A 23888-nucleotide genomic window follows, 5' to 3' on the forward strand; every position below is an offset into this window, starting at 1 on the left:
GTCTATTGATTTATACGAAATTTGGGTTACATGATTTGTTGACTGCACGCTGATTTTTTTAACTCATGATACACTGTCGCAAGAATACAACGCCCAGCCATCTTAAAGTCTTACCCCAGTCGGGAAAGTTGCTGTTTCCCTGATCAACTTTGTTGCTACAATCAAATACTTTGTTTGTATTTAGGAAAAGTTTTTATGGCTATTTTTGATTCTAAAGGTCGCTTGTTCGGTAAAATCAACATTCTGGATTTAGGTGCTGCACTTGTAATTCTGCTAGTCATAGTTGGGATCTTCTTTTTTCCTGGTACTTCTGGTTCTGTTGCCCAAGTTGGTACGAAAACAGCACCCATTGAAGTAGATTTAGCTGTTCGTGGTTTGAATGTGCGTGACCCTGAACGCTTATTTGACAATGGATTTAAAAAAGGTGGTAAAACTAATGTGATTATCCGCAATCAACCCTACGGTCAGATTGGGATTAAATCTGTTCAACTGCTACCTAGAACCGTAACAGCGACTCAACCAGATGGTTCTGTTAAAGAATTGCCAGATCCTAGAAGCAACAATTTCAGTACAGATATGCTTGTGACTTTAGAAGGTAAAGCTCAAACCACTGCTAGTGGCCCTGTTTTAGGTAACAGCAAGGTCAAAATAGGTATGCCTTTTGAGTTAGAAGGCTATAACTACAACTTCAATGCAACTGTCATTGATGTGCGAGTGCAAGACAAATAGTCAACTGAAGTATGAAGTGTGAAGTGTGAAATTATCCATTTATGAACAGAGCCGTTAAGTCTACATACTTTACACTTCATATTGTTTGGTCAATTGACTATTGACTATTAACTATTGGTAAAAACTGTCGAATTAATCCAATTGTGACTGCTGGTAGTTCCAACTGTGGTGTTAATCCCACATCTTCTAACTGTTGAAATACGCGAATCGCTTCGGGGTTTTTTTCCGCTAAACGGCGACCAATTTCGGGGCCAGTAAATTGGGATTTTTGTCCCCAGATAATAGCTGTCGGAGTTGTCAACTGTTGAATATAAAGGGACAAATCAAAGCACAAATCACCCCGCACAAAAGATAGCGCTGCATATTCAGCATTAGACTGCTGGGCAGATTGGAGATAAGCCTCAACAATTTCTGGATAAACTCGATTAGCTTGGGCAAATTGTCTTTGCTCCAAGAAACTACGGATACCTGCTTCTGTAGCAACACCAGTACTGTACAGCAAGCGGTCAATGATAGGTACGCTAACTAACTGAGCAAAAAAACTGCGGGAGTAGTCTTCACCAAAGTCGGAAAGTCCTGCGGGTGTGGTGAGAATTAAAGACTTGAACAATTCAGGGTGAGCGATCGCTACTCTAATTGTCAAGGCTGCGGTTAAAGAAGATGCGATCGCAGTCACGGGGCCTGTACAAGTCTGTTGAAAAAATTCCCGGATCGTCGTTAAATAATCTTCAATCTGGTAATTCCGTACCGGATGCTCTGATCTACCCCAACCGATTAAATCTGGGGCAAGAATGTGATAGTCACTAGCAAAAGCAGGGTAAACTTTAGACCACTCATAGGCAGAAGCCCCACCACCAAAGCCATGCAGAAACACTAGAGTTTGTTTTTCCGGTTTGGCGATCGCCTGATCCTGCCAAGGTGAACCTGTGGCTGTATAGTACACCATTCTCCCTAGCGATGTCATGATAGAGCGTTGTTCAATTCCTTGTGGTTGAAACATATATATTTGGTTTGTCGTTTATTTAATAACTACAGCTATTGGGTGTAGCTAACACTCGCTTCACCCCAAACACCCAATCCGTTAAATTTAGACTTTGCACACTTGCTATTTTTAGCAAACTCTCAATTTTTCTACCTCTAGCCTCCGCCAGATTAAGTAGATGTAAAATTACTGGTTTACGTGTAAAGATTCAGTGATTTCTTTGTCTGTGATTTGAAATATATTTGCCTGGAAATACTCATATAAAAGGATTTATCCAAGTAGCCTCTACTACTTTAGTTATACAAGATGTATCAGTTTTTTATGGTAATCTATCAGGAAACTCACGGAAAGTTGTGAGCGCCCAGAATAGTTGAAATACCTAAGATTAGCAGCTATTCTGCGTTCAGCAAAAACAGCTTTAGATATAATTACTTATCTAATGGTTCTCTAGGTAATGGTAAGGCGGGGCGTTGTGGTAAAGCAGGCTACTCTTCAATCGGATAAAGCACCAAAGTTTGTAGATTTTAAAGATGTATTGGAAAACGGCGATGTGCATATAGCTTCAGCTTGGCGGGGACAGCTGGAAGAAACTCTAGAAAAGGCTAAAGCAGGTATCCCTATTTGTGTGTGTTTAAACTTAGAAGACTTAAAATGTTTTGAATCTGTAGAGTGTCAGTATGAGCGCTGGGGTGTAATTTTCCAAAATTCCATCGCAATACAACCCTCAAACCCGGCATTTCCTACACATTCAGGGCAGATAGTGTTGATGGGTTCACCGAAAAGCGGATTTCTCGAAGCTAGTTTTATACACCCAGTGAACTATGTTAGTGCCTATGTTACTAGTTCGCAACGGCTAGTAATGTCTGCTTACGATCGCGATCGTCAACTTTTGAGACAAACAGTACTTTCCGGAGCCAACCTTGCTAATTCTGACTCGGTAGTACCCCCTAACACCTTATTGTCTGTTAGTGCAAAAAACATTCACTCTGTTACCTTCTGTGCGTTTGACGGCCAATTCACCCTTGACGATTTTCGTTTTTGTATTTAATCGCGACAATTGTCATTTATTTTTTGTCATTAGTTTTGACCAATGACAAAAAATAAATTATAAATGAGCCAATTTTGAGTTCATCCTGTCCCTAATCCCTGGTAAAAGTTATATATTAGAAAGTCTCGTAAACAATTAGGTAAACACTGTGGCAAAGGCTTCGTCTTCTTTGCAGCAACTGATCAACCAGATACCCAACTGGTCACTTCCAGCGTTTAAGGCAGGAAGTCCAAAGCAGCAAAATTTCAAGCCTTTTTCCAGTCCAGGAAGCGTTCTTGGCTTGCTAACAATAGTTGTAGCAATGCTGTTATGGAACTGGAAACTGCTATTAGCCCTTGTAGTGGGTGTTGGGGTCATGCTGTTCACCTACTCATTCCAGCAATGGAACTGGCAATTAGGTTGGGCAGAAATTCAAAAATTTCTCAAAAGTCCAAATCGTCGATTAGTCTTAGCTGTCGGTAGTAGTGGCCTTGCTACTATTACCACTTATATGGCAGCGGCCATCTGGATTGACTCCCAAAGCCCTTGGATTGCTACTGGTACTATTTTGCAAGGTTTGGGAACACTCTTAACTTTGATTTTGCTGCTGTGGCAAATTCTCAGGGGTCATACCAATCAAAAACAAGACATCTTTGATCAGTTCTTGCTCAATTTAACAGAACAAGATCCATTAAAACGTTTGATAGCTGTGCGTCAATTAACTAAATTTATCTCTCGTCAGCCAGTTAATGCTGCGCTACAGCAAGAAGTTGTCCAATGCTTACAACTTCTGCTCACGAGGGAGGAAGTTGCCGTAATTCGAGAGGCAGCTTTTGAGAGTTTACAAACCTTAGACAAGCTATCTAATCTACCATCCAGTACAGCCACTCCTCTAAAACCAGCCAAGTTAAAAGTCCAAACTCAAAAGTCTCAGAGTAAAGTGCTGAGTGCTGAGTGCTGAGTAAAACTTTTTTGACTATTTACGATACAATCTGCCATTACGGACTTGCACCACAGGATGATTGCATCGACGCACCAGTTGTTCATCGTGGGTGGTAACAATAACTGTAGCTCCAAAGGTATTTAATTTTTGGAGAATTTGGATCACTTGCCAGGAATTATCTGGGTCGAGGTTTCCTGTGGGTTCATCAGCTAAAATTAGCGGTGGTGTGCCGACGATCGCTCGTGCTACACTGACTCGTTGTTGCTCTCCTCCCGAAAGTTGATCGGGAAAACAGTCAGCTTTAGAAAGTAAACCCACCAGCTTGAGAGTAGGTTCTAAACGCCTCTGAATTTCCTTACGAGTGTAACCTTGTGCTTGCAGCACAAATGTCACATTTTCTGCTACGGTTCTTTGGGGAATTAATTTATAGTCTTGAAAAACAATCCCAATGCGTCGCCGCAACAGTGACAAGCGATCGCCCCGCAAAGCTGTTACATTACAGTCATTGACAATAACTTCTCCCTGAGTAGCTAATTCTTCTCCATATAACAGTTTCAAGAGTGTTGATTTACCAGAACCGCTTGGCCCTGTGATAAATAGAAATTCTTTCTGTTTGACCTCTAAACTTACATCTAACAATCCATGACAGCCATTTTCATAGGTTTTTGTCACAGAGCGTAATTGCACAAGAGGAGTATTACTACTGCTTTGCTGTGGAGATGTACTATCCTTTCCTGGAATATTTTGATCAGTTTTGACAACGGTTCTCATTTGAAAAATCTATAAACTTGGTTAGAGCTAAACACCTTAAAAATTTCAATTTAAGATTCTCTTAAAAATAAGGATTCCCAGGCCACACCTGGGAATCTCAATTTCAAGAGCAAAAGTTAAAATTTTTGGAAGTATTCAGTAAAAACCACAGTAGTTAAGACTAAACTGCATTTTTCGCGGTCAAGCGATAAACAAACGCTTTGACTGCAAACTCTGGTAAAGCTAACATCCGCCGCCAACGCCACGGTTCTTGATAAAGCCGATACAGCCATTCCAAATGATTATTTCCTAACCAAGCGGGAGCGCGTGTTTTAGTTCCTGACCAAATATCCAAACTACCACCAACGCCAATCCAAATGGCTTGAGGACATAAATGGCGGTTTTGGGCAATCCATAATTCTTGACGTGGTACTCCTAAGCCCACCAAAATTACTTGAGGCTGTAATTGAACGAGGGTTTGGTGTAATATGTTTTCTTCTTCTGGAGAATGATAGCCAGAATGAGTCCCTACTATATTTAAATCAGGGGCTTGCTGCTTCCAAAAATCTGCGGCTTTTGTCGCTATTCCAGGTGCGCCGCCATAGAAAAATACCTTTGTAGCTTTTTGCTTTTGTCCAATTTCTTGTAGCAATGTCTCTGCTAGTTCAATTCCTGGACAACGTTGAACTTTTTGCCAGAAAAGCCACTGCAAATACAGAACAACACCAGCACCATCGGGAATCACTAACTCAGCATTGTGAATTACCTTTGCTAGGGCGCTGTTTCGCTCTGCTTGCATAGTCATTTCTGCATTGAGTGTCACCACATGAGTACCTCTGCTGTGTTGCAGGCATTCTAGCAACCAGCCTGGATAGTTACTCATGACATGAACTGGTATTCCCAGTACCGAAAATACTTTAGGCGGTTTAGACATAGCCTATTCTCAATTAGTCTCACACCAGATTGTCTCGAACGATAGTTTATCAAATTTTTTAATAAGTCGCCTGGGCAATTTTTGACAACTGGTGATGCTCAGATTGTAGAGCTAAAAGTCCTTCAATTCATAGTCTGAGCGGATGGTGCAAGACAAAGTTGCAACCTATACCAAGCTTTTTTGTGATAAATATTTCTAATCATTAGAAATATTATCACTTTGCGATGTTTCATAACTAACCATCATGTCAATGCAATTTTTACTAGCGATAGCATTTTGCTCATCATAATGAATACTTGACAAATATGAATCTATCGTAAATCAACCAGTATACTCATAAAAAAGGAGTTTAGCTTTTCACTAATCTCAGGCTAGTAGCCATCATGAACTTGCTCTGTTTCCCTCAGTAAAACTTCTATATTTATTTTTTACAAATGTTTTTCAACTGCAATCTATTAAGATTTTTGAATCAACTCGGTTTGACAGTTCAGTTAGTTTAACGGGCAGAAGTTGACAATGAGTAAAATCCGTATTGTTCTGATCGAAGATCATGACCTCACCCGTGTTGGTATTCGGACAGCACTACAGCAAAAAGAAGAGATTGAAGTGCTAGGAGAAGCTGGCAATGCAGCGGAAGGCATAAGATTGTTAAAAAGATTACAACCTGATATTGCGATCATCGATATTGGTTTACCAGATAAGGATGGTATTGCACTTACAAGAGAAATTAAAGCTACCATCATGGGAGAAGATGCTACAAAAGTCCTGATCCTAACACTTCGAGATAATAAAGAAGCAGTTCTAGCAGCTTTTGCGGCTGGCGCAGACTCTTATTGTATGAAGGATATCAAGTTTGATAATTTGCTAGAAGCAGTCCGAGTTACTTACAATGGCAACGCTTGGATTGATCCAGCGATCGCCAGAATTGTGTTACAACAGGCACAGCAAAATTCACCTAAACTAGAAACGGCTTCAACAAACAATAAAAACACCCCCCAAAATCAAGAAATTGGGGAAGATGAGGAGGTATTTGACCCTTATACCCTGACAGAACGCGAGTTAGAAGTGTTACAGTTGATTGTCGAAGGTTGTAGCAATGCAGTTATAGCTGAACGACTTTATATTACAGTTGGGACTGTAAAAACGCACGTCCGCAATATTTTGAACAAGCTATGCGCTGATGACCGTACCCAAGCAGCAGTAAGAGCTTTACGTTCTGGTTTGGTCGGATGAATTTATTTCAGGGTTGTTACACCCTGAAATAAATTTAGAGAAGAAGCTAACTTTGAGTAAATTTCTTGGTTCAAAGCGGGTAACTTCTATAATTAGGGCTGGCTTTTTACTTGTTTGTAAGTAGTCATTGGGTGGGATAAAAATTGTGTTATCTCGCCGTACAAGTATTGGAAATAAAAGTCAAATATGACTGAAACAGAGGTAGAAAAATTGAAGCTCATGATTGTTGATGATGAGCTAGATAACTTAGACTTACTCTACCGCACTTTTAGGCGAGATTTTCAAGTATTTAAAGCCAATCATGCCCTGAGTGCGCTGGAAATATTAGACAAAGAAGGTGAGATGGCCGTGATCATCTCAGATCAAAGAATGCCAGAAATGAATGGCACTGAATTTCTTAGTCGCACAGTAGACAGGTTCCCCGATACGATTAGAATTCTACTAACTGGGTTTACTGATGTTGAAGATTTGGTGGATGCGATTAACTCCGGCCAGGTGTTCAAATACATCACTAAACCGTGGAATCCTGAAAGGCTAAAAGTATTAGTTGAACAAGCTACAGATACATATCGCCTAGTTAAGCAACGCACCCAAGAGTTGCGTCGTTCTCTACGACGAGAATCTTTATTTAATGAGGTGACAACAGCAATTCGGGAGTCCCTGGATTATGGCAATATGTTACAGAAAATTGTTGCCACTATTGGACAAACATTTGATGCTACTTGTTGCTTGTTGATCCCAGTAGAAGGCGATCGCTTGACCAGTGATAAATTTTCTTATCAAGACTCGAAATCATGTTTACTCGATTGTAGTTTCGACTCCAGTCTTTTGATTGAAAAAGTTCTAGAAACCCGTTACTACCAACTTAATCAAGAAACCTTTAATGGTAGCCCCCTGAATCATTTGGTGGTGCCTCTTACCTATCAGCAACAAGTACTAGCGATACTTGCGCTTTATCAGTTGGGATGCGATCGCCCTTGGTTAGATGAAGACATCAAATTAATCACGGGTGTAGCTGATCAAGCAGCTTTAGCCCTTTTCCAGGCAAAACTCTACCAACGCCTTCAAGAAAAGCAACAGCAAATTAGTGCCGAGTTAGAGGTAGCACGCCAAATTCAAAATAATCTGCTGCGTCAAAGTTTACCTGAGATCAAAGGTGCAAAGTTACAAGCTTGCTGTTATCCGGCACGAGAAGTTGGCGGCGATTTTTTTGAAGTATTCGTCCACCCCAAAGGGGATTTATGGTTAGCAGTGGGTGACGTTTCGGGAAAAGGTGTACCGGCGGCTTTGTTTATGGCTAGTGCAATTTCTGTATTGCGCCGTGAGTTATCTCAAGAAACACCAGCCGAACCAAATGCGATCGTACAGAATCTCAATCACGCTCTATGCAATGACTTAATCAGCAACAATTGCTTTATTACCCTCGTATTAGCTTGTTATACCCCTACTACTGGAGAACTAGTCTACGCTAATGCCGGACATATTTACCCTTTACTTTGGTCACGCCAAGCCGTCTCAACCCAACAACCAAATTATCTCAAAGTACGCAGTATTCCTTTAGGCATTTTGCCTACTTGGCAAGCACAGTCAGGACGATTACTTCTTTCTTCTGGAGATACCTTATTACTCGCTAGTGATGGGATTACTGAAGCAACAGTATCAAATGAGTTACTAAAATGCGGAAAAGTAGATGGTGCTTTTTCGGCAGTTAGCCACTCTATGCTGAATCAAGAAGGTCTTTGGCAACTTCTACAAATGGAGCCACAACCACTTTCTCTGAACAATTTACTAGCTCGCATCCAAGCCAATAATCAAATTCAAGAAGACGATCAAACTATACTTTCACTCGAGGTTTTATAAGTAATGAAAAGTGAGCTTCATATACCAAGTGATTTAAATTATTTAAATATCGTCGAAAGCTGGCTGCTGGGATGCTTGAAAGTCCAGCTAGGAGAATCTGTTGATTGGTCTCGGCAATCAAGTCGTTTACGACTGGCTTTGGTAGAAGCCTACTCTAATGTGGTACGTCATGCCCACAAAGAGCAGCCGAATTTGCCAGTCTTACTACGTTTGGAACTGAAAGACCGAGACATTGCCTTAGAAGTTTGGGATTACGGTGAAGGTTATGATATGTCTACCTACCTAGCGCCGAACCCTGTAGACAAACAAGAAGGCGGCTATGGATGGCTGATTATGAATCGTTTAATGGATAACGTAGAGTATCAATTACAAGTTAATGGCGCTAACTGTCTGAAATTAGAAGCTACCATCCCAGAATTGGCAAAATAATCAGAACGGCTTAAACAAAGCTATTCTCTTAACTAAGAGGTTACACTTAGCTTGCTTCGACCTAAGAGTACGTCAATAACGCTGCGCTAACAGCAGTCACCGGTGGTTCGCGTTAGCGCATCGGCAGCTTTTGAGTGATAATTCTTAGTAAAGGAGGTATTAACAATGTATAAACTTTTTTCTTCTGTAATTAGTACATTACTGCGTGCCTCACTAGCAATAATAATTATTACTGTGGTGGCCATAACTGCCGATGTGAGCATTTTAGCCACTAGTTCTACATCTGCGATCGCCTCCAACAGACCGGAGGTTATTGCTGGCAATATCGGGGAAAATAAAACTGAACCTGATTCAGCAAAACCAGAAATTACTATTTATCGTAGTCCTACCTGTAGCTGCTGTGGCGCTTGGTTAGAACACGTACAACAGCATGGTTTTAAAATCAGAGAAGATATCAAGACAGATGAGATGGAGGCAATTAAACAAAAGTACAATTTACCTCCAGAATTAGCATCTTGTCATACAGCAATTATTGATGGCTATGTAATGGAAGGGCATATCCCCGCTGATGATATCAAGCTTTTTTTGAAGCAAAAGCCTCAACTTGCAGGTTTAGCGGTTCCAGGAATGCCTGTAGGAACACCAGGAATGGAATCGGGAAATATAAAGCAGCCGTTTACTGTCATGACATTTAATCAAAAAGGCGAAATTACAATATTTAAACAGTGGAAATATGATTGAAATTTTGCATGATTTAGCAGCAAGTCAAAAAAATTAAGAATCCAGTATCTTCTTGAAAACGACTTTAATTTTAAACTGAAATGAGCCAGGGTAAGCTCATCTAATTTGGTATAAAGAAAACTTGACAAATTGAATAAGATGGCTCTTCCGTAAGTGTTATGCTAAAGTTTGAACTCAAATTAGGGATTTACCTTTAAAATCAAGGGTTTCAGGCAGTTACAATCTGGATTTTCTTACAGAAGCTAAAACGCCTAATCAATAAAGCTGTCTTTCTTGCCCAGCAAGGGATATGAGCTAATTTATAGACCTTTTTAGCATAACAAGTAACGAAGAACCAATAAAATAGTATGAGGAACTGTGTGAAAAATAGACTTGGCTTCAGAGCAAGATTAATGAGATGAATTCAATTGCTCGTTTCTTGCCAGTTGTTGAGTATATCCTTGACTAAAACTTCTTTTATCCACGTTTGAAATACAATTACTAGTGGAACAGCGAGAAATACACCTAAAAATCCGAAAAAGCTGCCAAAAAAGACCACTGCTACTACAGTAACTGCTGGCAAAAGAGATGCTTGGCTTTTCATCACTAAAGGCACTATAACTAGACTTTCAACCTGTTGGATTCCAAAGTATAAAGCTATAACAGCGGCAATTTTCCAAGGTTCTTCACTTAATGCTAGTAGTGCAGGCGGAATCACACTTAAGGTTGGCCCAACATTTGGGATAAATTCTAATAATCCTGCCAAAACAGCATTAACTAATGGCAATGGTATTCCCAAAATCGACAGTCCAATATAGCTCAATGTTGCAATAACCAGCATAGTTAGGAGCGTGCCTTTTATCCAGCCAGTCAACGAAACTGCACACTTATTCAGAATATCATCAACTCGCCGACGATAAAAGGCAGGAAATAGCAGTATAAATCCGTGTCGATAAGGCGATGGATTGGCTAATAACATGATGGTGAGAGCTACAAACAGCAGCAAACTTAAAATAATAGAAAGCGAACTACTAACCAAGCGAAAAAAGTTGTTTATTAACCGATTTAACCAATCTTGTAAACCTTGAGTCAGATACCTAAGTCCCTGAATATTTTCTAATAGTTGGTCAGGAATTACATTTTGTAACCAGTTGTTCCATAATCGCAACCGTTCTAATGCCATAGGCATAATATTGTCAAATTGTTGTAATTGGTCAATAAGACGCGGCACAATCAGTGCAAAAAAACCGACCAAACCGACCAATAAAAGAATAACTGATATGGTAACTGCAATTCCTCGCTTGATACGAAATCGTTGCAAGAAACTTACTAGTTGATTTAGGACTGTTGCTAAAACTACAGATGCAAATACGACTAAAAGTATTTGCCGAATTTGCCATAAAATGTAAAGAGATACAACAAGAGCAAGAAACCCTATTAATTGTCCGAATTGCACAATGTAGCCCCCATTTTTATCTGATTTACAGTTATTGTGCTGAGTTTAATTACTTCAAAATAGCTGTACTACCATATTTAAAAAGCCGCTAAAAGAATGATTTTTTAAGACCAACGATATATCCGCCTTACGGCAGAATTTAGGTGTTTTATAAGCGACTAATCTAAAATAAGCAACCCTTGAAGGCTGTACTCAGAAAAATGCAAAAACCACGCCCCAGTAATATGTTGATACGTGCCTTCGTATTGATTTTTGTCAGTTTAGCTATCTTCGTGTTTGGCTCAATCTTATTTAACTGGAGTAGACAATTTAGAGAAAACTCTGAAAGTATTGAAGAGCCTGAACAGGGATTATTGAAGTCATACAGTAGGAACCTTAGCAACTAAGACTTATCTAAGTAGTAGGGTTTGGAAATTTGCACCATGTATAAATATGAACCGATTAAGTTCATTCGTTGGGTATTGATAGGCATCCTATTTTTTTTGATGTCCGGCTTACCTAGCTTGGCTAGAGATGTACCCCAATTCCCGCTTTCAGAACCTCAACAGCAGCAACCAACTGAGCCAAAGCAGCCTGTAATAACATCTCTGACTGCACCGGAATTAAGTAATCCCCAAGAATTTGAAGGCTTTGTAGACAAAACCATCAATGAAGAAATATCAAAGTTTCATGTTCATAGTGCAGCTATTTCTGTGGTTAAATATGGGAAATTGCTTACATAATCATCAGCACCGATCGCAAATATTTGCTCAACAATATCTGCTGATAAATCATCAACCAGAAACATTACTGAAACGAATTTCCAGTACGGATCGTTACGTACTATCTGGCATAGTATTGTGGCTTTTAGGAAAGTATTTCTTGGCTTTTGATACAGCAGGTACAGTCAATGTGAGATTGAAAAATAATACAAACGCTGGTATCTCTTATCAAGCAATTGGTCATACACAGCCACAATATCTTGCAGGTAGACAAGAGTTTGTCTTACGAAACTTACCAACACCTATCAGTATTACTTTGGTACGCCAAGACGGTAGACTGCTAAAAGTTATGCCCATGTCTACCTCTGAAGATACACTTGCAGTTTCGTTGGATGAAACAACCAATTTCGGTAATAATCAAGGTGTATTGAGAATTTAAAAGGATGGTCAAGTATGTTTGAATTAATGTGCTTTACGGCATTATTTTTAAAAGCACAAAAACGCTTACACAACAAATCAAAATTTTTTTGATCGTCCAAAAATATCAGGTTCACTTGAAGAGTCATCATTAAGATAGAGGCAACAACGTAGAGAGTTCTGCATAATAAATCATCCGAACTTGATATTAGTCAACCTAAATGAAGATTTTGAAATGATTAACTTTTTTCCAACTAAGCGAAGTTCTAAAGAAGCTATTACTTTAGCACTTTTTACAGTGTTGCTTGGAGCTTGTACCAACAACTTAGAGCGAGAAGCCGCAGTGCCAGAAACGAATGTGACTACAGAAGAAGTCGCAGACAATACTAATCAACTAATTGGTAAAACTGTAACGGTTAGAAGTACACCCGTTAGAAAATTAGGGCCGTCAACTTTCACAATCGCCGATAAGCAATTTTTTGGCACTAACCCCATTTTAGTTGTAAATGCTTCGGGTAAAACTTTCACTTTGCCTACTGACCCAAATACACCAATTCAAGCGACAGGCCCAGTTCGGAAGTTTGTGATTGCAGATATTAATCGAGATTACAACTTGGGTTTAGATCCAAACTTGTACAAAGAATACGAAACTCAACCTGCAATTATCGCTCAATCAATTGCACTTGCGCCTAAACCAGGTGAAATTACCACAAACCCCAATCTCTACTATGGGAAAAACTTGGCGGTAACAGGTGAAGTAGAAGATATTAGAAATGCGAATTCCTTCACCTTAGATGAAGACAAATTATTTGGAGGACAAGACTTGTTAGTTATACGCGCTGGTACTCCTAAAGGAACTGTCAATGAAGGTGAGAAAGTCGCTGTAACAGGTGTGTTGCGTCCATTTGTTGTCGCTGAACTAGAACGGGATTATGACCTCAAATGGGATTTGACTTTACAAAAGCAGCTAGAAGCAGAATACAGCAATAAACCTGTGTTAGTTGCAACAGAGGTTTATCCCTCAGCAATTCCGCAATAATGTATCCTACAGCATTATCTATCAGGAAAGCTTTGGATAAATAGCCTCAAGATAAATAAGAATCAGGGCAATGAGTGACAATTCCCAAAGCGGAGGTTTATTACAGGCATTGGGTCAAGCAGGGGTATTAGTTCTACTGGTAGCGATCGCTATGGTAGTGAGAAGTTATATTGTCATTGCCATCTTAAATGCTGTACTTTCTATGAGGTTGTATGAATCTCCTCAACGAAGCATTTCTCAACTTACGAACAATTAAACTTCGACGATTTTTAGGGTCGCTGTTCTACTCACTGCAACGAGATTGGTTAGAACGTCAATTTCGTAAGTCTCGAACTTTAGAAGCTGTTGAGGAAACTGGAGAAATTCACAGGGCTGAAGCAACTAACAGAGGCGGACAATTCCACTTCAAACACATTGAGTTGGAAATTTGCTTCCTGAGCGCCGATTTAGTCCGCGTTGACTGGAAACCTGGGATATCTCCTATTCCTTACGCTATCTCTCGTAAAGATTGGTCAGAGATAGAGACGACGTTTCAAGAGATGGAAGAGTGCTGGACAATTTCTAGTCGACTGCTAAAAGTTATTGTTGGCGTTGATGGCAGTTTAAAATTTCAAAATTCTTTAGGGCAGACACTACGAGAAGAACTACCTCCCCAGCGGCCAACAAAGCTATCGCGCCAAGCAAAAAATGAGGCTTGGCTACATCAAGCGAAACTGCGTCCAGAAGAACATATTTATGGTTTGGGAGAAAGGGCGGCTCCGTTAAACCTCCGCACATCTGACGATAAAAATAAAGCTAGAACCTACCGGATGTGGAACTATGATGCAGGAGGCATATATAAGACGGAAACTGACCCATTATATCTTTGCATTCCCCTCTATTTGGATCTGCATGAAGGAGGTAGCTACTTAATTTTTTATGAAAACTCCTTTCCTGCTAACTTTAGTTTCCAAGAGTTAGCTACAGCAGAGCTTGAAGGTGGGGCATTGCGCTATTACTTTACTGCTGGCACATTGCCTCAATTGTTGGAGCGATACACAGAATTAACAGGTCGCCCACCCCTACCACCGCGTTGGACGTTTGGCTATCACCAATCACGTTGGGGGTATGATAAAGAAAGCGCACTGCGGGAAGTAGCAAAGGGATTTGAGACTCATGATGTTCCGGTGAGTGCAATACATCTAGATATTGATGTTCTAGATAATTTTCGTGCCTTTACCATTGACCCCGATCGCTTTCCCCATATTTCTAAGTTAGCCGAAGAATTGGCAGCAAAGAGAGTACGGTTGATTACCATCATTAATCCTGGTATCAAAGCATCTCAAAAAAACAAACTATTTGAGGAGGGACGCGCCCAGGATGTATTTTGCAAACTCCCAAATGCTAAACCTGCGATCGCTCCAGTTTGGGCAGGTTTATGCGCTTTCCCTGACTTTACTAACCCCCAAGCCCGTCACTGGTGGAGCAGACAATATGAATATCTGCTCGATCTAGGCATCACTGGATTTTGGCATGATATGAATGAACCAGGGGTTTTTGTACTTTGGGGCGATCCTTCACTACCACCGCACTCAACTTGGCATTCTATGGAAGGCAGAGGTGGCGATCACCGCGAAGCTCATAATTTTTATGGATTACTTCAAGCTGAGGCTGCATACGAAGCCCTAGCTGAGTACCAACCTCAACGACGACCTTTCATTGTTTCGCGCTCTGGTTGGGCAGGTTTGCAACGCTACGCCTGGACTTGGACGGGCGATATTGAAACTAGCTGGGAAGGGTTACGCCAAACCATTCCCACAGTTTTAAACCTCGGATTATCAGGAATTCCCTATAGTGGTTCTGATATTGGTGGATTCAAAGGCAATCCCAGTACAGAATTATACTTGCGCTGGTTTCAGATATCCTGCTTTATGGCATTTTGCCGCACCCATTCTGCCAACAACACTAAGCCCCGTACACCCTGGAGTTTTGGCGAACCAACCCTGAGTATTGTCCGGCGTTTTTTGCAATTACGGTATCGTTTGATGCCCTACTTCTATACCTTAGCTTGGGAAGCGTCTCAAACCGGACATCCTTTAGTACGTCCTTTATTTTGGGCAGATATTGAAAATCCTCAACTTTGGAGTGTCGATGATGCCTTTTTGTTGGGCGACGCTCTTTTAGTTTGTGCGATCGCCGAAGAAGGCGCAACCTCACGAGTGATCACATTACCAAAAGGACACTGGTATAACTTCTGGGATGATGCACTTCTAGAAGGAGGAAAGCAAGTCAACTTAAAAGCATCTCTGGAACAGATACCGCTATTAGTAAAGGCGGGGAGTATCTTACCAATGGAGGAAGATAATCAACTAATTCTCCACCTCTATGTACTTGCACTTTTAACCAGTGAAGGCCAAGTTTACAGCGATGCGGGAGATGGCTATGGTGAATCGCGGTTGGATAATTTTTACCTAGCACAAAATCAAGACTGCTTAGAACTCACTTGGAAACAACAGGGAAGCTATGCTTTTCCTTATGCGGGTGTTCAATTGCACCTCCACGGTTTTGAACCGCAACAAGTTTGGGTTGACGGCAATGAAGTTGTTAATCAAGGACGATGCTTGAATGTAAAGCAGTTTGAACAAGTTTGCTGGCAAGGAGTGTTCACCAATTCTGAACACCATAGTTCAGATTGGTGTGGATTGGGCATTATGTCACCCTCTTAGTTGCCAAGATGAATTTGAAGCGGAGCAAAGAGGATTGAGTACTAATATTTAAGTTAGTTACTAATAAATTTTAACAGTTTTTACAAGAGGAAAAACATGGCTTTGTACAAACTTGATGAATACAATCCTGATTACAGAAATGAAATTTTTGATTTTAATTAAGATAGGCTAATAAATAGCCTAAATTTCAATTATTACCCTTACTAAATACGAACAACTAATTATTCTGAATATACACCAATCAAGAGATTAGGTACAGGCAATGGTCGATTTTCAAGAATTTTATATTGACTAGAGGAATCATATCCGAGTAACTACAACACTCACAAATATTGGCGCAAGTCCTGAATGCTCTAAAATATTACAGCCGATTTTTACTGGGGATGATAATCATTGCAAAATAAGGTACTTCGGCTGGGTTAACCTCATTTAATGGTATAATATTCTGCTGTGCCATTGTTGCTCGCTCAACATACAAAGCCCGTGATGCTAGTCCTAATTGATGCAAGATATCTCGCACTTTGGTAAAATGACGGCCTAATTTCATGATTGCTGCTGCATCGGTAGTTAGCAGTTGTGTTATTAGTTCTTCTGCTGGTAGTGGGGCGGGTAAAACGGTGAGGATATCGTTGTAGTAGGTGAACGGTACACCCAAAGCTACTGGACAAGCCATGAGAGAGGAAACCCCAGGGACAACTTCTGTGTGGTAATGCTCAGATAAGCGTGTGAATACATACATAAACGAACCGTAAAAAAACGGATCACCTTCACACAGTACTACTACATCGCGTCCAGCAGCCAGGTGTTGGGCAATTGGCTCAACTTCTTTGTCGTAAATAGCCTTGGCTTTTTCTGGTTCCAAGGCGCGGGGTAGGTGAAAGGCGACTTCGATTTGCTTGCCAGTCAAATACTGAGAAACGATCGCCCGCGCTATACTCTCTTTATCTGTTGCTGATTGATAGGCGACTACAGGTGCAGCCTGTAATAGCCGCAGTGCTTTCACCGTCAATAGTTCCGGATCGCCAGGGCCTACACCAACTCCATAAAGACGGCCTTTAATTGTCATAATTATTCTTCCTCTGTTGCCAAGGCGTTAACTGCGGCGGCGGCGATCGCACTTCCACCCCGCCGACCGTGTAATGTTATAAATGGTACATTTTTGCTATCTTCTGCTAATGCGGCTTTTGATTCGGCTGCTCCCACAAATCCCACAGGAAAGCCTAAAATTACCGCAGGTTTAGGCGCTCTTTCGTCTAGCATTTCGAGCAACCTAAATAGTGCGGTGGGTGCATTGCCAATGGCAACAACTGACCCTTCTAGGTACGATCGCCATAATTCTAAAGCAGCGGCTGACCTCGTTGTACCAAGCTTTTGAGCGAGTTCTGGGACTGCTGGATAATTCAGTGTGCAGATAACCTCGTTATTGGCTGGTAGTCGCCGTCTTGTGACTCCTTCCGCAACCATCCGACAATCGCATAAAATTGGCGCTCCGGCTATGAGTGCTGCGCGTGCAGATTGCACTGCTGTTGATGAATATCCCAATTCTGTAACAATATCCGTCATTCCACAGGCATGAATGAGACGTACAGCAACTTTTGCTACATCTGGCGGCAGCAAATCTAAGTTTGCTTCTGACCGAATGATAGAAAAGGAGTTACGGTAGATTTCGTTGGCGTTTCGGATATAGTCGGACATTTTCAATTACAAACCGCAGATGAACGCAGATAAATTTCTGATGGCTGAGAAAACAACTCTTTTAGTTGGGTATGCTTATATCGATTGACAAATTTCCCAAAGGATTCGTCAGGATTGAGGCGATAAATTTTATATACTTTGAGCATTTGTTCGATAAGTGCAGGAAGTTGTGCAAAACTCACGTATTGATAGATTTGGCGACCGAATTTTTCGTAACTGTTACTATCCCCAACATAAATGTGATAAGTTTCTGTGTTGCGATCGCCTAAGGCGGGATGTAGCCCATCGCTGACACCTAGTAAGGTGATGTCACTGTTTTGATGTTGGGCGCAAGATTTTTCACAGCCGCTAAAGTGAATATTAATTGGGCAATCTAGCTTAACACGAGTTTCTAGGTAATTGGCTAATGCTAACCCATGTCCTTTGGTATCTGTAGCGGAAGCAGCACAACCCCGTTTACCAGAACACGCAACCAATGCGCTTTTAATATTAGTGACTGTAGAATCTAGCCCTAAGTCAGCTATTTCACTTTGAACATCAAAAATCAACTTATGGGGAATATCAGTAATGAGCAAATTTTGCCAAGGAGTGAGTCTGATAGTCTTACTACCATATTTTTCCGCTAAATCGCCCAAACGTCGCATTTGTTTACTTTCCAATCGACCCAAAGGTAAGACTACACCAATATAAAATAAATTTTGCTGTCGTTGGCGATGAATACCAATGTGCCAGAAACATGCTTGTTTTTCGAGTAAAGAAGGTTTCTGAATAAACTTCTCACAACGCGTTAAAGAAAAAGTTAAACACTGTTCAACTTGCTGAAGATAATTTTCCCATCCTAAACTATTCACCACTTCTCGCAAACGCAGCTTGCGCTTACTGTTAATATCAATATGATTTAAATAAACATGAGCTAAAGTTGCCAAAACTGACAAACATTGCTCTGGTGACAATAAAATTCCTGTATCAATGGGTGGTTTTCCTTTTGTAAGACCCAAGTGCAAGCGGAAGTAAACTTGAGTGTCTATTATCTCAGATGCTAACAGGATATCATTGAGGCGATCGCTTACCGAAACTTTTTCACCACCATCAAAGCAAACACTAAACTTCGCCGATAGTCCTGATAGTTCAGGATGCACTGCTATATAATCATCCCAGCTTTTAACTAAAGGGCGAGTATCGATTAATTCTGCTGTGTCGATACCTGCTGTTGGGCTAATCATAATATTACGGATGTGGTCTACAGCCGAATTGCGAGAACCCAAACCCAAATCTTGTAGCTGTTTTAAAACTTCGCTGTTGATATCCTGACTAATTTCGCGGATTTGTAGGTTAGCGCGATTCGTGACATCCACATAGCCACCACCGTAAATATCTGCGATCTCTGCGATCGCCTGACATTGTTTACTATTAAGTATCCCGCCTGGTATTCTGAGGCGAGATAAAATGCCATCTTTGGCAGATGTAGCGTAAAATAAGCCTGGACAGGCAGTAAATCCCGAAACCAAAGTTCCAACTCCTTCTCTGTGCGACGCAGAGAGTAGATAATCGTTGTGTTTTGAACACACACCCAGAGTTGGCATTCTGACTTGGGTTTTCCCTTCACAGCTGCGGCACAGTCCCGGAATTTCACCGGAGTTTCCCAACCCTAAGCTTTAGTAATTTAGCATGAGACAGCCTTCAGAATGCTCAACGCTTCACATTTTTCATTAATGATTGGTAAACAAATAGATCCTCGACTTCTTGAAGAAGTCGGGGATCTGAGTCTTTCAATTTTTGCCAATTAAATAAAATTCTATAGATTGTACTGCTCTCAAATATTGCCTTGAAAGTTGGGAAAACTAACTTTAGTGAAAGTGTAATCTACTACGCCGCTAAAGGATATACCAATGAGTACAGTCACAATTCAGGCTAATCAACTTCCTATTCATAAAGTATTTAGTGATGATTTTGTTTTTACCATTCCTCTATATCAGCGTCCCTATGCTTGGACAACTGAACAAGCGGGAGAACTGTTTGAAGATTTAGTCAGTGCTTTGGGCGATAGTGACGAGAAGATTGATGATATTAATCCATACTTCTTAGGCAGTATTGTACTGATCAAAGGAGATAAACGAGATGCCCAAGTTGTTGATGGACAACAGCGTCTCACAACGCTAACCATATTATTAGCAGCTTTGAGAGAATTTGTTTCTAAAGAAGATAAACACAAAATTACTAAATATTTATATCAAGAAGATGACTTCGAGCCAGAAAATAATATTTACCGTTTAACTCTACGTCCAAGAGATGCACAGTTTTTTAAAGAATATATTCAAGCAGAATCAGGTATTGATAAATTAAAACAATTAAATAATAAACAACTTTCAGATAGCTGTAAAAATTGTAAAGAAAATACGCTATTGTTTTTAGCTAAACTTCAAAATTTATCTGAAATTCAAATTATTCAGATTTTTAAATTTATCACTAAACGATGCTTTTTAGTAGTAGTGTCGACTCCTGATATTGATTCAGCATATCGAATATTTTCTGTGTTGAATAGCCGAGGAATGGATTTATCTCATGCAGATATATTTAAGGCAGAAATTATTGGAGAAATTACAACAAAGCAGCAAGAAAATTATAGTAGAAAGTGGGAAAATGCAGAAGAAAAGTTAGGGCGAGAAATATTTAAGAGCCTTTTTTCTTATATAAGAATGATTCATGGTAAGTCAAAACCCCGTGAAAGCATACTTAAGGAATTTCATAAACAGGTTACACCAATACCTACTGAAAAACCTCAAGAGTTTATTGATAAAACTTTACTTCCTCTAGCTGAAGCTTTTTATGATATTCAGCATCAAGTTTATGAAGGAAATTTATGGACAGATGAAATTAATATATTGTTTCAATGGTTGCAATTTATTGATAATTCTGATTGGATACCACCAGCTATTCTCTATTTATCGCAAAATTATAATAATCCGGATTTGTTATTGCGATTCTTTTCAGATTTAGATAGGCTTGCGTCTGGTTTAATGATTCAGCGTGCTAACATTAATGAACGTATTGAACGTTATAGTAAGTTACTACACGCAATCGAAAAACAAGAAAATTTATATACGCAATCCTCACCATTACAATTGAGTCTTGAGGAAAAAAAAGGGATTTTCAATGTCTTGAAAAGTGACTTTTATTTAATGAAAAAAATTAGAACTTATGTCTTGCTGCGCTTAGATACTGCACTCTCTGAAGGAAAAGCCACCTATGATTTTCCCAATATTACAGTTGAACACGTTTTACCACAAAATCCATATGCTAATAGTAATTGGTTTACTTGGTTTCCTAGTCAGGAAAAACGGGATAAATACGTTCATAGTTTAGGGAATCTAGTTTTGCTATCTTCTCGTAAAAATTCCGAAGCTCAAAACTACGATTTTGAAAAAAAGAAGCAAAAATATTTCACAACTAAAAAAGGTATTTGTAACTTTGCACTCACTACACAAGTGCTTATGGAAAAAGAATGGACACCGGAAGTTATTGAAAGACGGCAAAAACTTTTAATTGAGAAGTTGAAAAAAGTTTGGCGTTTATAATATTAGACTATGCGCGATCGCATCCATATCATCTTGCCATTCAGAGAGCGATCGCACTTAAGTAAACTTTGCTAAAAGTGTTTTCATACACCTGTATCACCATTATGTCCATTCCGACCTTGCTGTAAAAGATACTCCCAAATACGCCGAATTTCTGCTTGGAATGCTGCGCGATCGCTTTCCGCATTAGTGATTATCTGGGTAAAGTAATCAGTGAGCAAGTTAACGTCATCAGTCAAGTTATCAACTTTAAGGGTTAATTGATCTACTTTGAGGGTTAATTGATCCAGTCTGGTAGTGACTTGCGCGATCGCTTGAGTATTGGTTTGTTGCTGTTTGGCAATATCTCCTACTGTAGTAACTGTAAGTAACAGCATTTGTTCAATTTGGTCGAGTCTACTTGGTGGCTGTTCTACAGAGTCGGTCATTATTTTTGAAGTTCTTTATTTCTATTATTTTTATACTAAACCCACAAGTACAGAAAATACAGAGTTTAATAATATCAAATTTCTAAAAAGTGTTTTCCTGGCAACTTTCAAATAGCAGATTATTAGTTAAGCTTTAAACGCTATGATTGAAGTTTATTAAATTTATTATGCACTGGTTATTATCTGGGCCGTTGAGTGTAGAAAAAATAACGGTTAAGATTGCGGGTTTACCTGCATCGTTACAAGGTAAGAAGTTGGTGCAGATGTCAGATTTTCACTATGATGGTTTGCGGTTGTCTAATGAGATGTTAGAAGCAGCGATCGCACTTAGCAACCAAGTCAAACCAGATTTAGTACTATTAACTGGTGATTACGTTACTACTAGTACGCAACCAATTCACGAACTGGTTTCAAGACTGAAGCAATTGCAAGCTCAAACTGGTATTTATGCCGTACTCGGTAATCATGATATATATTACAAACACTCAAAAGCCGAAATTACTAGCGCCCTAACTAACATTGGAGTGAGTGTTTTGTGGAATGAAATAGTCTATCCTTTTAGCGAAGAATTAGCACTAGTTGGACTAGCTGACCGTTATTCTCCAGATTTTAATCCCGTTGTAGTTATGAATCAGCTAAACGCAACTACACCCCGCATTGTTTTATCCCACAATCCTGATACTGCGGAAAGCTTACAAGCATGGCGGGTTGATTTGCAGTTGTCTGGTCATACTCACGGCGGTCAAATAGTTATTCCTGGACTAGGGGTGATTGTAGCTTATCGTAAAATAATAATGCGAAAAATCCCTTACAAAATCCGGCGCTACTTCCCATTTTTACGCAGAGAAAATTTTGTCATCCGTCATTGGGAATGGGCGCAGGGTTTACATCGTATCGGAAGCAATCAATTATATGTAAATCGTGGTTTAGGAACTTATCTCCCAGGAAGGCTATTTTGTCCGCCAGAAGTAACGGTCATCACTCTACAAAATAAATAAATTGTTGTTAAGTTTTTACAATTTTTTAAGATATATTTTGATATTTGATAAGCTGTAGACGCTGGTATGAGGAGTCTATGTTGTATTATGCACTGGTTGTTTACAGGACGTTTAAGCGTAGATAAATTAACGGTTAAGATTGCCGAACTTCCGCCATCTTTAGAAGGTACAACGTTAGTACAGCTATCAGATTTTCACTACGATGGTATGCGCCTGTCAGAAGACATGTTACAAGAAGCGATCGCAGTTAGCAATGAAGCTGAAGCTGATTTAATTGTTTTAACTGGTGACTATGTAACTGATGATCCTACGCCAATTCACCAACTTGTACTGCGACTCAAACATCTACAAAGTCGCTGCGGTATTTATGCTGTACTCGGCAATCATGATATACATTACAGTCATTCCCAAGCCGAAGTTACAAATGCTTTCTCTAGTATTGGCGTAAATGTTCTTTGGAATCAAATCGCCTATCCACTAGGAGAAGAATTACCAATAGTAGGTTTAGCTGATTATTGGTCACGGGAGTTTAATCCTGTACCAGTTATGAACCAACTAGACCCCTTAATTCCCCGCATCGTTTTATCTCATAACCCAGATACTGCCAAAATATTAGAACAGTGGCGAGTTGATTTACAGCTATCTGGTCATACTCACGGCGGTCACATTGTTATTCCCGGCTTTGGCCCTGCGGTTTTTTATTATAAAAAGTTACTCAAGCAAATCCCGAAAAAACTGCGGCGATGGGTACCTTTTTTATTGGGCGATTGCTCAAAAGTAGTGCGATATTGGGAGTGGGCGCAAGGATTTCACAAAGTAGCCAATAATCAGTTATATGTTAATCGTGGTTTAGGGACTTATCGACCAGGACGCTTTTTTTGCCCACCTGAAGTTACTGTGATTACTTTAGTTAGTCAATGATCAATTGAAGTATGAAGAGTGTAGTGTGAAATATCAATTTCATCCTTTCGCTTACCCTACGGGAAGCGACAGAAAGGGTGTTTACATCCTTAAAACGATTAACCGCCAAAAGCTACGACCGATCAACATCAGTAACTTCAGGCGGTTTATTGAATATGCAATCGTTTGAGAAGATGGAAAAAACAGAAGAACTAACTCAAATAAGGTGGACAAATTCCGCAATCGTTTTTCTCAGGCTTCAACATCCTTGATTCTAATAGGCAGGCATTTCTGGCTGTATGTTCAAAAACCTCCAACAAAATCAATAGACTCAAAGCAAAAACACTTCCATAGGATGTGACAGTTG

At 39.9% G+C, this 23888-nt stretch carries 22 protein-coding genes, 1 pseudogene and 1 riboswitch; of the genes and pseudogenes, 15 read left to right on the top strand and 8 right to left on the bottom strand.

From position 1 onward, the window contains the following. Positions 1-195: 195 nt before the first annotated feature. A complete protein-coding gene (locus IQ259_RS11835; protein ID WP_193884868.1) occupies positions 196-729 on the top strand; it encodes a DUF4330 domain-containing protein in 534 nt (177 codons plus the stop codon). A 97-nt stretch (positions 730-826) separates the two neighbouring features. Here the strand turns inward: IQ259_RS11835 and IQ259_RS11840 are convergent, their stop codons facing one another. After that, positions 827-1729 (bottom strand): alpha/beta fold hydrolase, encoded by a 903-nt coding sequence (locus tag IQ259_RS11840; RefSeq protein ID WP_193884870.1) that lies wholly within the window; start codon positions 1727-1729, stop codon positions 827-829. A gap of 436 nt (positions 1730-2165) precedes the next feature. Here IQ259_RS11840 and IQ259_RS11845 point away from each other — a divergent pair, with 436 nt between their 5' ends. Together IQ259_RS11845 and IQ259_RS11850 are read left to right on the top strand one after the other, a co-directional pair. Then, the gene (locus tag IQ259_RS11845; protein WP_193884872.1) at positions 2166-2759 is read left to right on the top strand and encodes a hypothetical protein; all 594 of its coding nucleotides are present in this window, start codon (positions 2166-2168) and stop codon (positions 2757-2759) included. Positions 2760-2907: 148 nt separating this feature from the next. Beyond that, complete coding sequence (locus IQ259_RS11850; RefSeq protein ID WP_193884874.1) at positions 2908-3699, top strand: hypothetical protein; 792 nt, start codon at positions 2908-2910, stop codon at positions 3697-3699. Between the two features lie 15 nt (positions 3700-3714). Here IQ259_RS11850 and ftsE read toward each other — a convergent pair whose 3' ends face one another. After that, entirely contained in the window at positions 3715-4452 is a 738-nt protein-coding gene (ftsE, locus tag IQ259_RS11855) for a cell division ATP-binding protein FtsE (RefSeq protein WP_193884876.1), read from the bottom strand. Between the two features lie 160 nt (positions 4453-4612). Next, positions 4613-5365 (bottom strand): WecB/TagA/CpsF family glycosyltransferase, encoded by a 753-nt coding sequence (locus IQ259_RS11860; protein WP_193884878.1) that lies wholly within the window; start codon positions 5363-5365, stop codon positions 4613-4615. Positions 5366-5881: 516 nt separating this feature from the next. Between IQ259_RS11860 and IQ259_RS11865 the strand changes: the two genes are divergently transcribed. The 4 genes from IQ259_RS11865 to IQ259_RS11880 all read left to right on the top strand — a co-directional run bounded on the left by IQ259_RS11865 (position 5882) and on the right by IQ259_RS11880 (position 9628). Further along, complete coding sequence (locus IQ259_RS11865) at positions 5882-6598, top strand: response regulator transcription factor (RefSeq protein WP_193884880.1); 717 nt, start codon at positions 5882-5884, stop codon at positions 6596-6598. A 186-nt stretch (positions 6599-6784) separates the two neighbouring features. Beyond that, positions 6785-8458: a SpoIIE family protein phosphatase gene (locus IQ259_RS11870; RefSeq protein WP_193884882.1), complete on the top strand. Its 1674-nt coding sequence runs from the start codon at positions 6785-6787 to the stop codon at positions 8456-8458. A gap of 3 nt (positions 8459-8461) precedes the next feature. Further along, complete coding sequence (locus IQ259_RS11875) at positions 8462-8887, top strand: anti-sigma regulatory factor (protein WP_193884884.1); 426 nt, start codon at positions 8462-8464, stop codon at positions 8885-8887. Positions 8888-9052: 165 nt separating this feature from the next. Then, positions 9053-9628, top strand: a complete 576-nt coding sequence (locus IQ259_RS11880) for a DUF411 domain-containing protein (protein ID WP_193884886.1) — start codon at positions 9053-9055, stop codon at positions 9626-9628. 403 nt (positions 9629-10031) lie between these two features. On the opposite strand, the gene IQ259_RS11885 is transcribed toward IQ259_RS11880, so the two are convergent. After that, on the bottom strand, positions 10032-11063 hold the full coding sequence (locus IQ259_RS11885; protein ID WP_193884889.1) for an AI-2E family transporter: 1032 nt from the start codon (positions 11061-11063) through the stop codon (positions 10032-10034). Positions 11064-11485: 422 nt separating this feature from the next. Here IQ259_RS11885 and IQ259_RS11890 point away from each other — a divergent pair, with 422 nt between their 5' ends. The 5 genes and pseudogenes from IQ259_RS11890 (at position 11486) to IQ259_RS11910 (ending at position 15925) form a co-directional block, all read left to right on the top strand. Continuing rightward, positions 11486-11785: a hypothetical protein gene (locus IQ259_RS11890; RefSeq protein WP_193884891.1), complete on the top strand. Its 300-nt coding sequence runs from the start codon at positions 11486-11488 to the stop codon at positions 11783-11785. 151 nt (positions 11786-11936) lie between these two features. Further along, positions 11937-12203: pseudogene (locus IQ259_RS11895) on the top strand (hypothetical protein); the annotation flags it as partial. A gap of 213 nt (positions 12204-12416) precedes the next feature. Beyond that, positions 12417-13220, top strand: coding sequence for a hypothetical protein (locus tag IQ259_RS11900; RefSeq protein WP_193884893.1), 804 nt, complete (start codon positions 12417-12419; stop codon positions 13218-13220). Positions 13221-13290: 70 nt separating this feature from the next. Next, positions 13291-13476 carry a hypothetical protein gene (locus IQ259_RS11905; RefSeq protein ID WP_193884895.1) on the top strand — a complete coding sequence of 62 codons (186 nt, stop codon included), beginning with the start codon at positions 13291-13293 and terminating at the stop codon, positions 13474-13476. Beyond that, positions 13433-15925 (top strand): glycoside hydrolase family 31 protein, encoded by a 2493-nt coding sequence (locus tag IQ259_RS11910; RefSeq protein ID WP_193884897.1) that lies wholly within the window; start codon positions 13433-13435, stop codon positions 15923-15925. Before IQ259_RS11905 ends, IQ259_RS11910 begins: the two co-directional genes overlap by 44 nt. Positions 15926-16286: 361 nt before the next feature. Here the strand turns inward: IQ259_RS11910 and IQ259_RS11915 are convergent, their stop codons facing one another. The 3 genes from IQ259_RS11915 to cobG all read right to left on the bottom strand — a co-directional run bounded on the left by IQ259_RS11915 (position 16287) and on the right by cobG (position 19203). After that, positions 16287-16991 (bottom strand): precorrin-2 C(20)-methyltransferase, encoded by a 705-nt coding sequence (locus IQ259_RS11915; RefSeq protein WP_193884899.1) that lies wholly within the window; start codon positions 16989-16991, stop codon positions 16287-16289. Positions 16992-16993: 2 nt separating this feature from the next. Further along, positions 16994-17620, bottom strand: a complete 627-nt coding sequence (locus IQ259_RS11920; RefSeq protein ID WP_193884901.1) for a precorrin-8X methylmutase — start codon at positions 17618-17620, stop codon at positions 16994-16996. Between the two features lie 2 nt (positions 17621-17622). Further along, positions 17623-19203, bottom strand: coding sequence for a precorrin-3B synthase (gene cobG / locus IQ259_RS11925; RefSeq protein ID WP_193884903.1), 1581 nt, complete (start codon positions 19201-19203; stop codon positions 17623-17625). Beyond that, positions 19177-19286: riboswitch (cobalamin riboswitch) on the bottom strand. It overlaps the preceding gene by 27 nt. Before the next feature lie 223 nt (positions 19287-19509). Here cobG and IQ259_RS11930 point away from each other — a divergent pair. Further along, on the top strand, positions 19510-21195 hold the full coding sequence (locus tag IQ259_RS11930; RefSeq protein ID WP_193884905.1) for a DUF262 domain-containing protein: 1686 nt from the start codon (positions 19510-19512) through the stop codon (positions 21193-21195). An 83-nt stretch (positions 21196-21278) separates the two neighbouring features. On the opposite strand, the gene IQ259_RS11935 is transcribed toward IQ259_RS11930, so the two are convergent. After that, the gene (locus IQ259_RS11935; RefSeq protein ID WP_193884906.1) at positions 21279-21623 is read right to left on the bottom strand and encodes a hypothetical protein; all 345 of its coding nucleotides are present in this window, start codon (positions 21621-21623) and stop codon (positions 21279-21281) included. A 167-nt stretch (positions 21624-21790) separates the two neighbouring features. Between IQ259_RS11935 and IQ259_RS11940 the strand changes: the two genes are divergently transcribed. Together IQ259_RS11940 and IQ259_RS11945 are read left to right on the top strand one after the other, a co-directional pair. After that, positions 21791-22621 (top strand): metallophosphoesterase, encoded by an 831-nt coding sequence (locus tag IQ259_RS11940; RefSeq protein ID WP_193884908.1) that lies wholly within the window; start codon positions 21791-21793, stop codon positions 22619-22621. A gap of 87 nt (positions 22622-22708) precedes the next feature. Then, entirely contained in the window at positions 22709-23542 is an 834-nt protein-coding gene (locus IQ259_RS11945; protein WP_193884910.1) for a metallophosphoesterase, read from the top strand. Positions 23543-23888 lie beyond the last annotated feature (346 nt).

Source organism: Fortiea sp. LEGE XX443, from assembly GCF_015206815.1.
Classification (GTDB): domain Bacteria; phylum Cyanobacteriota; class Cyanobacteriia; order Cyanobacteriales; family Nostocaceae; genus Nostoc_B.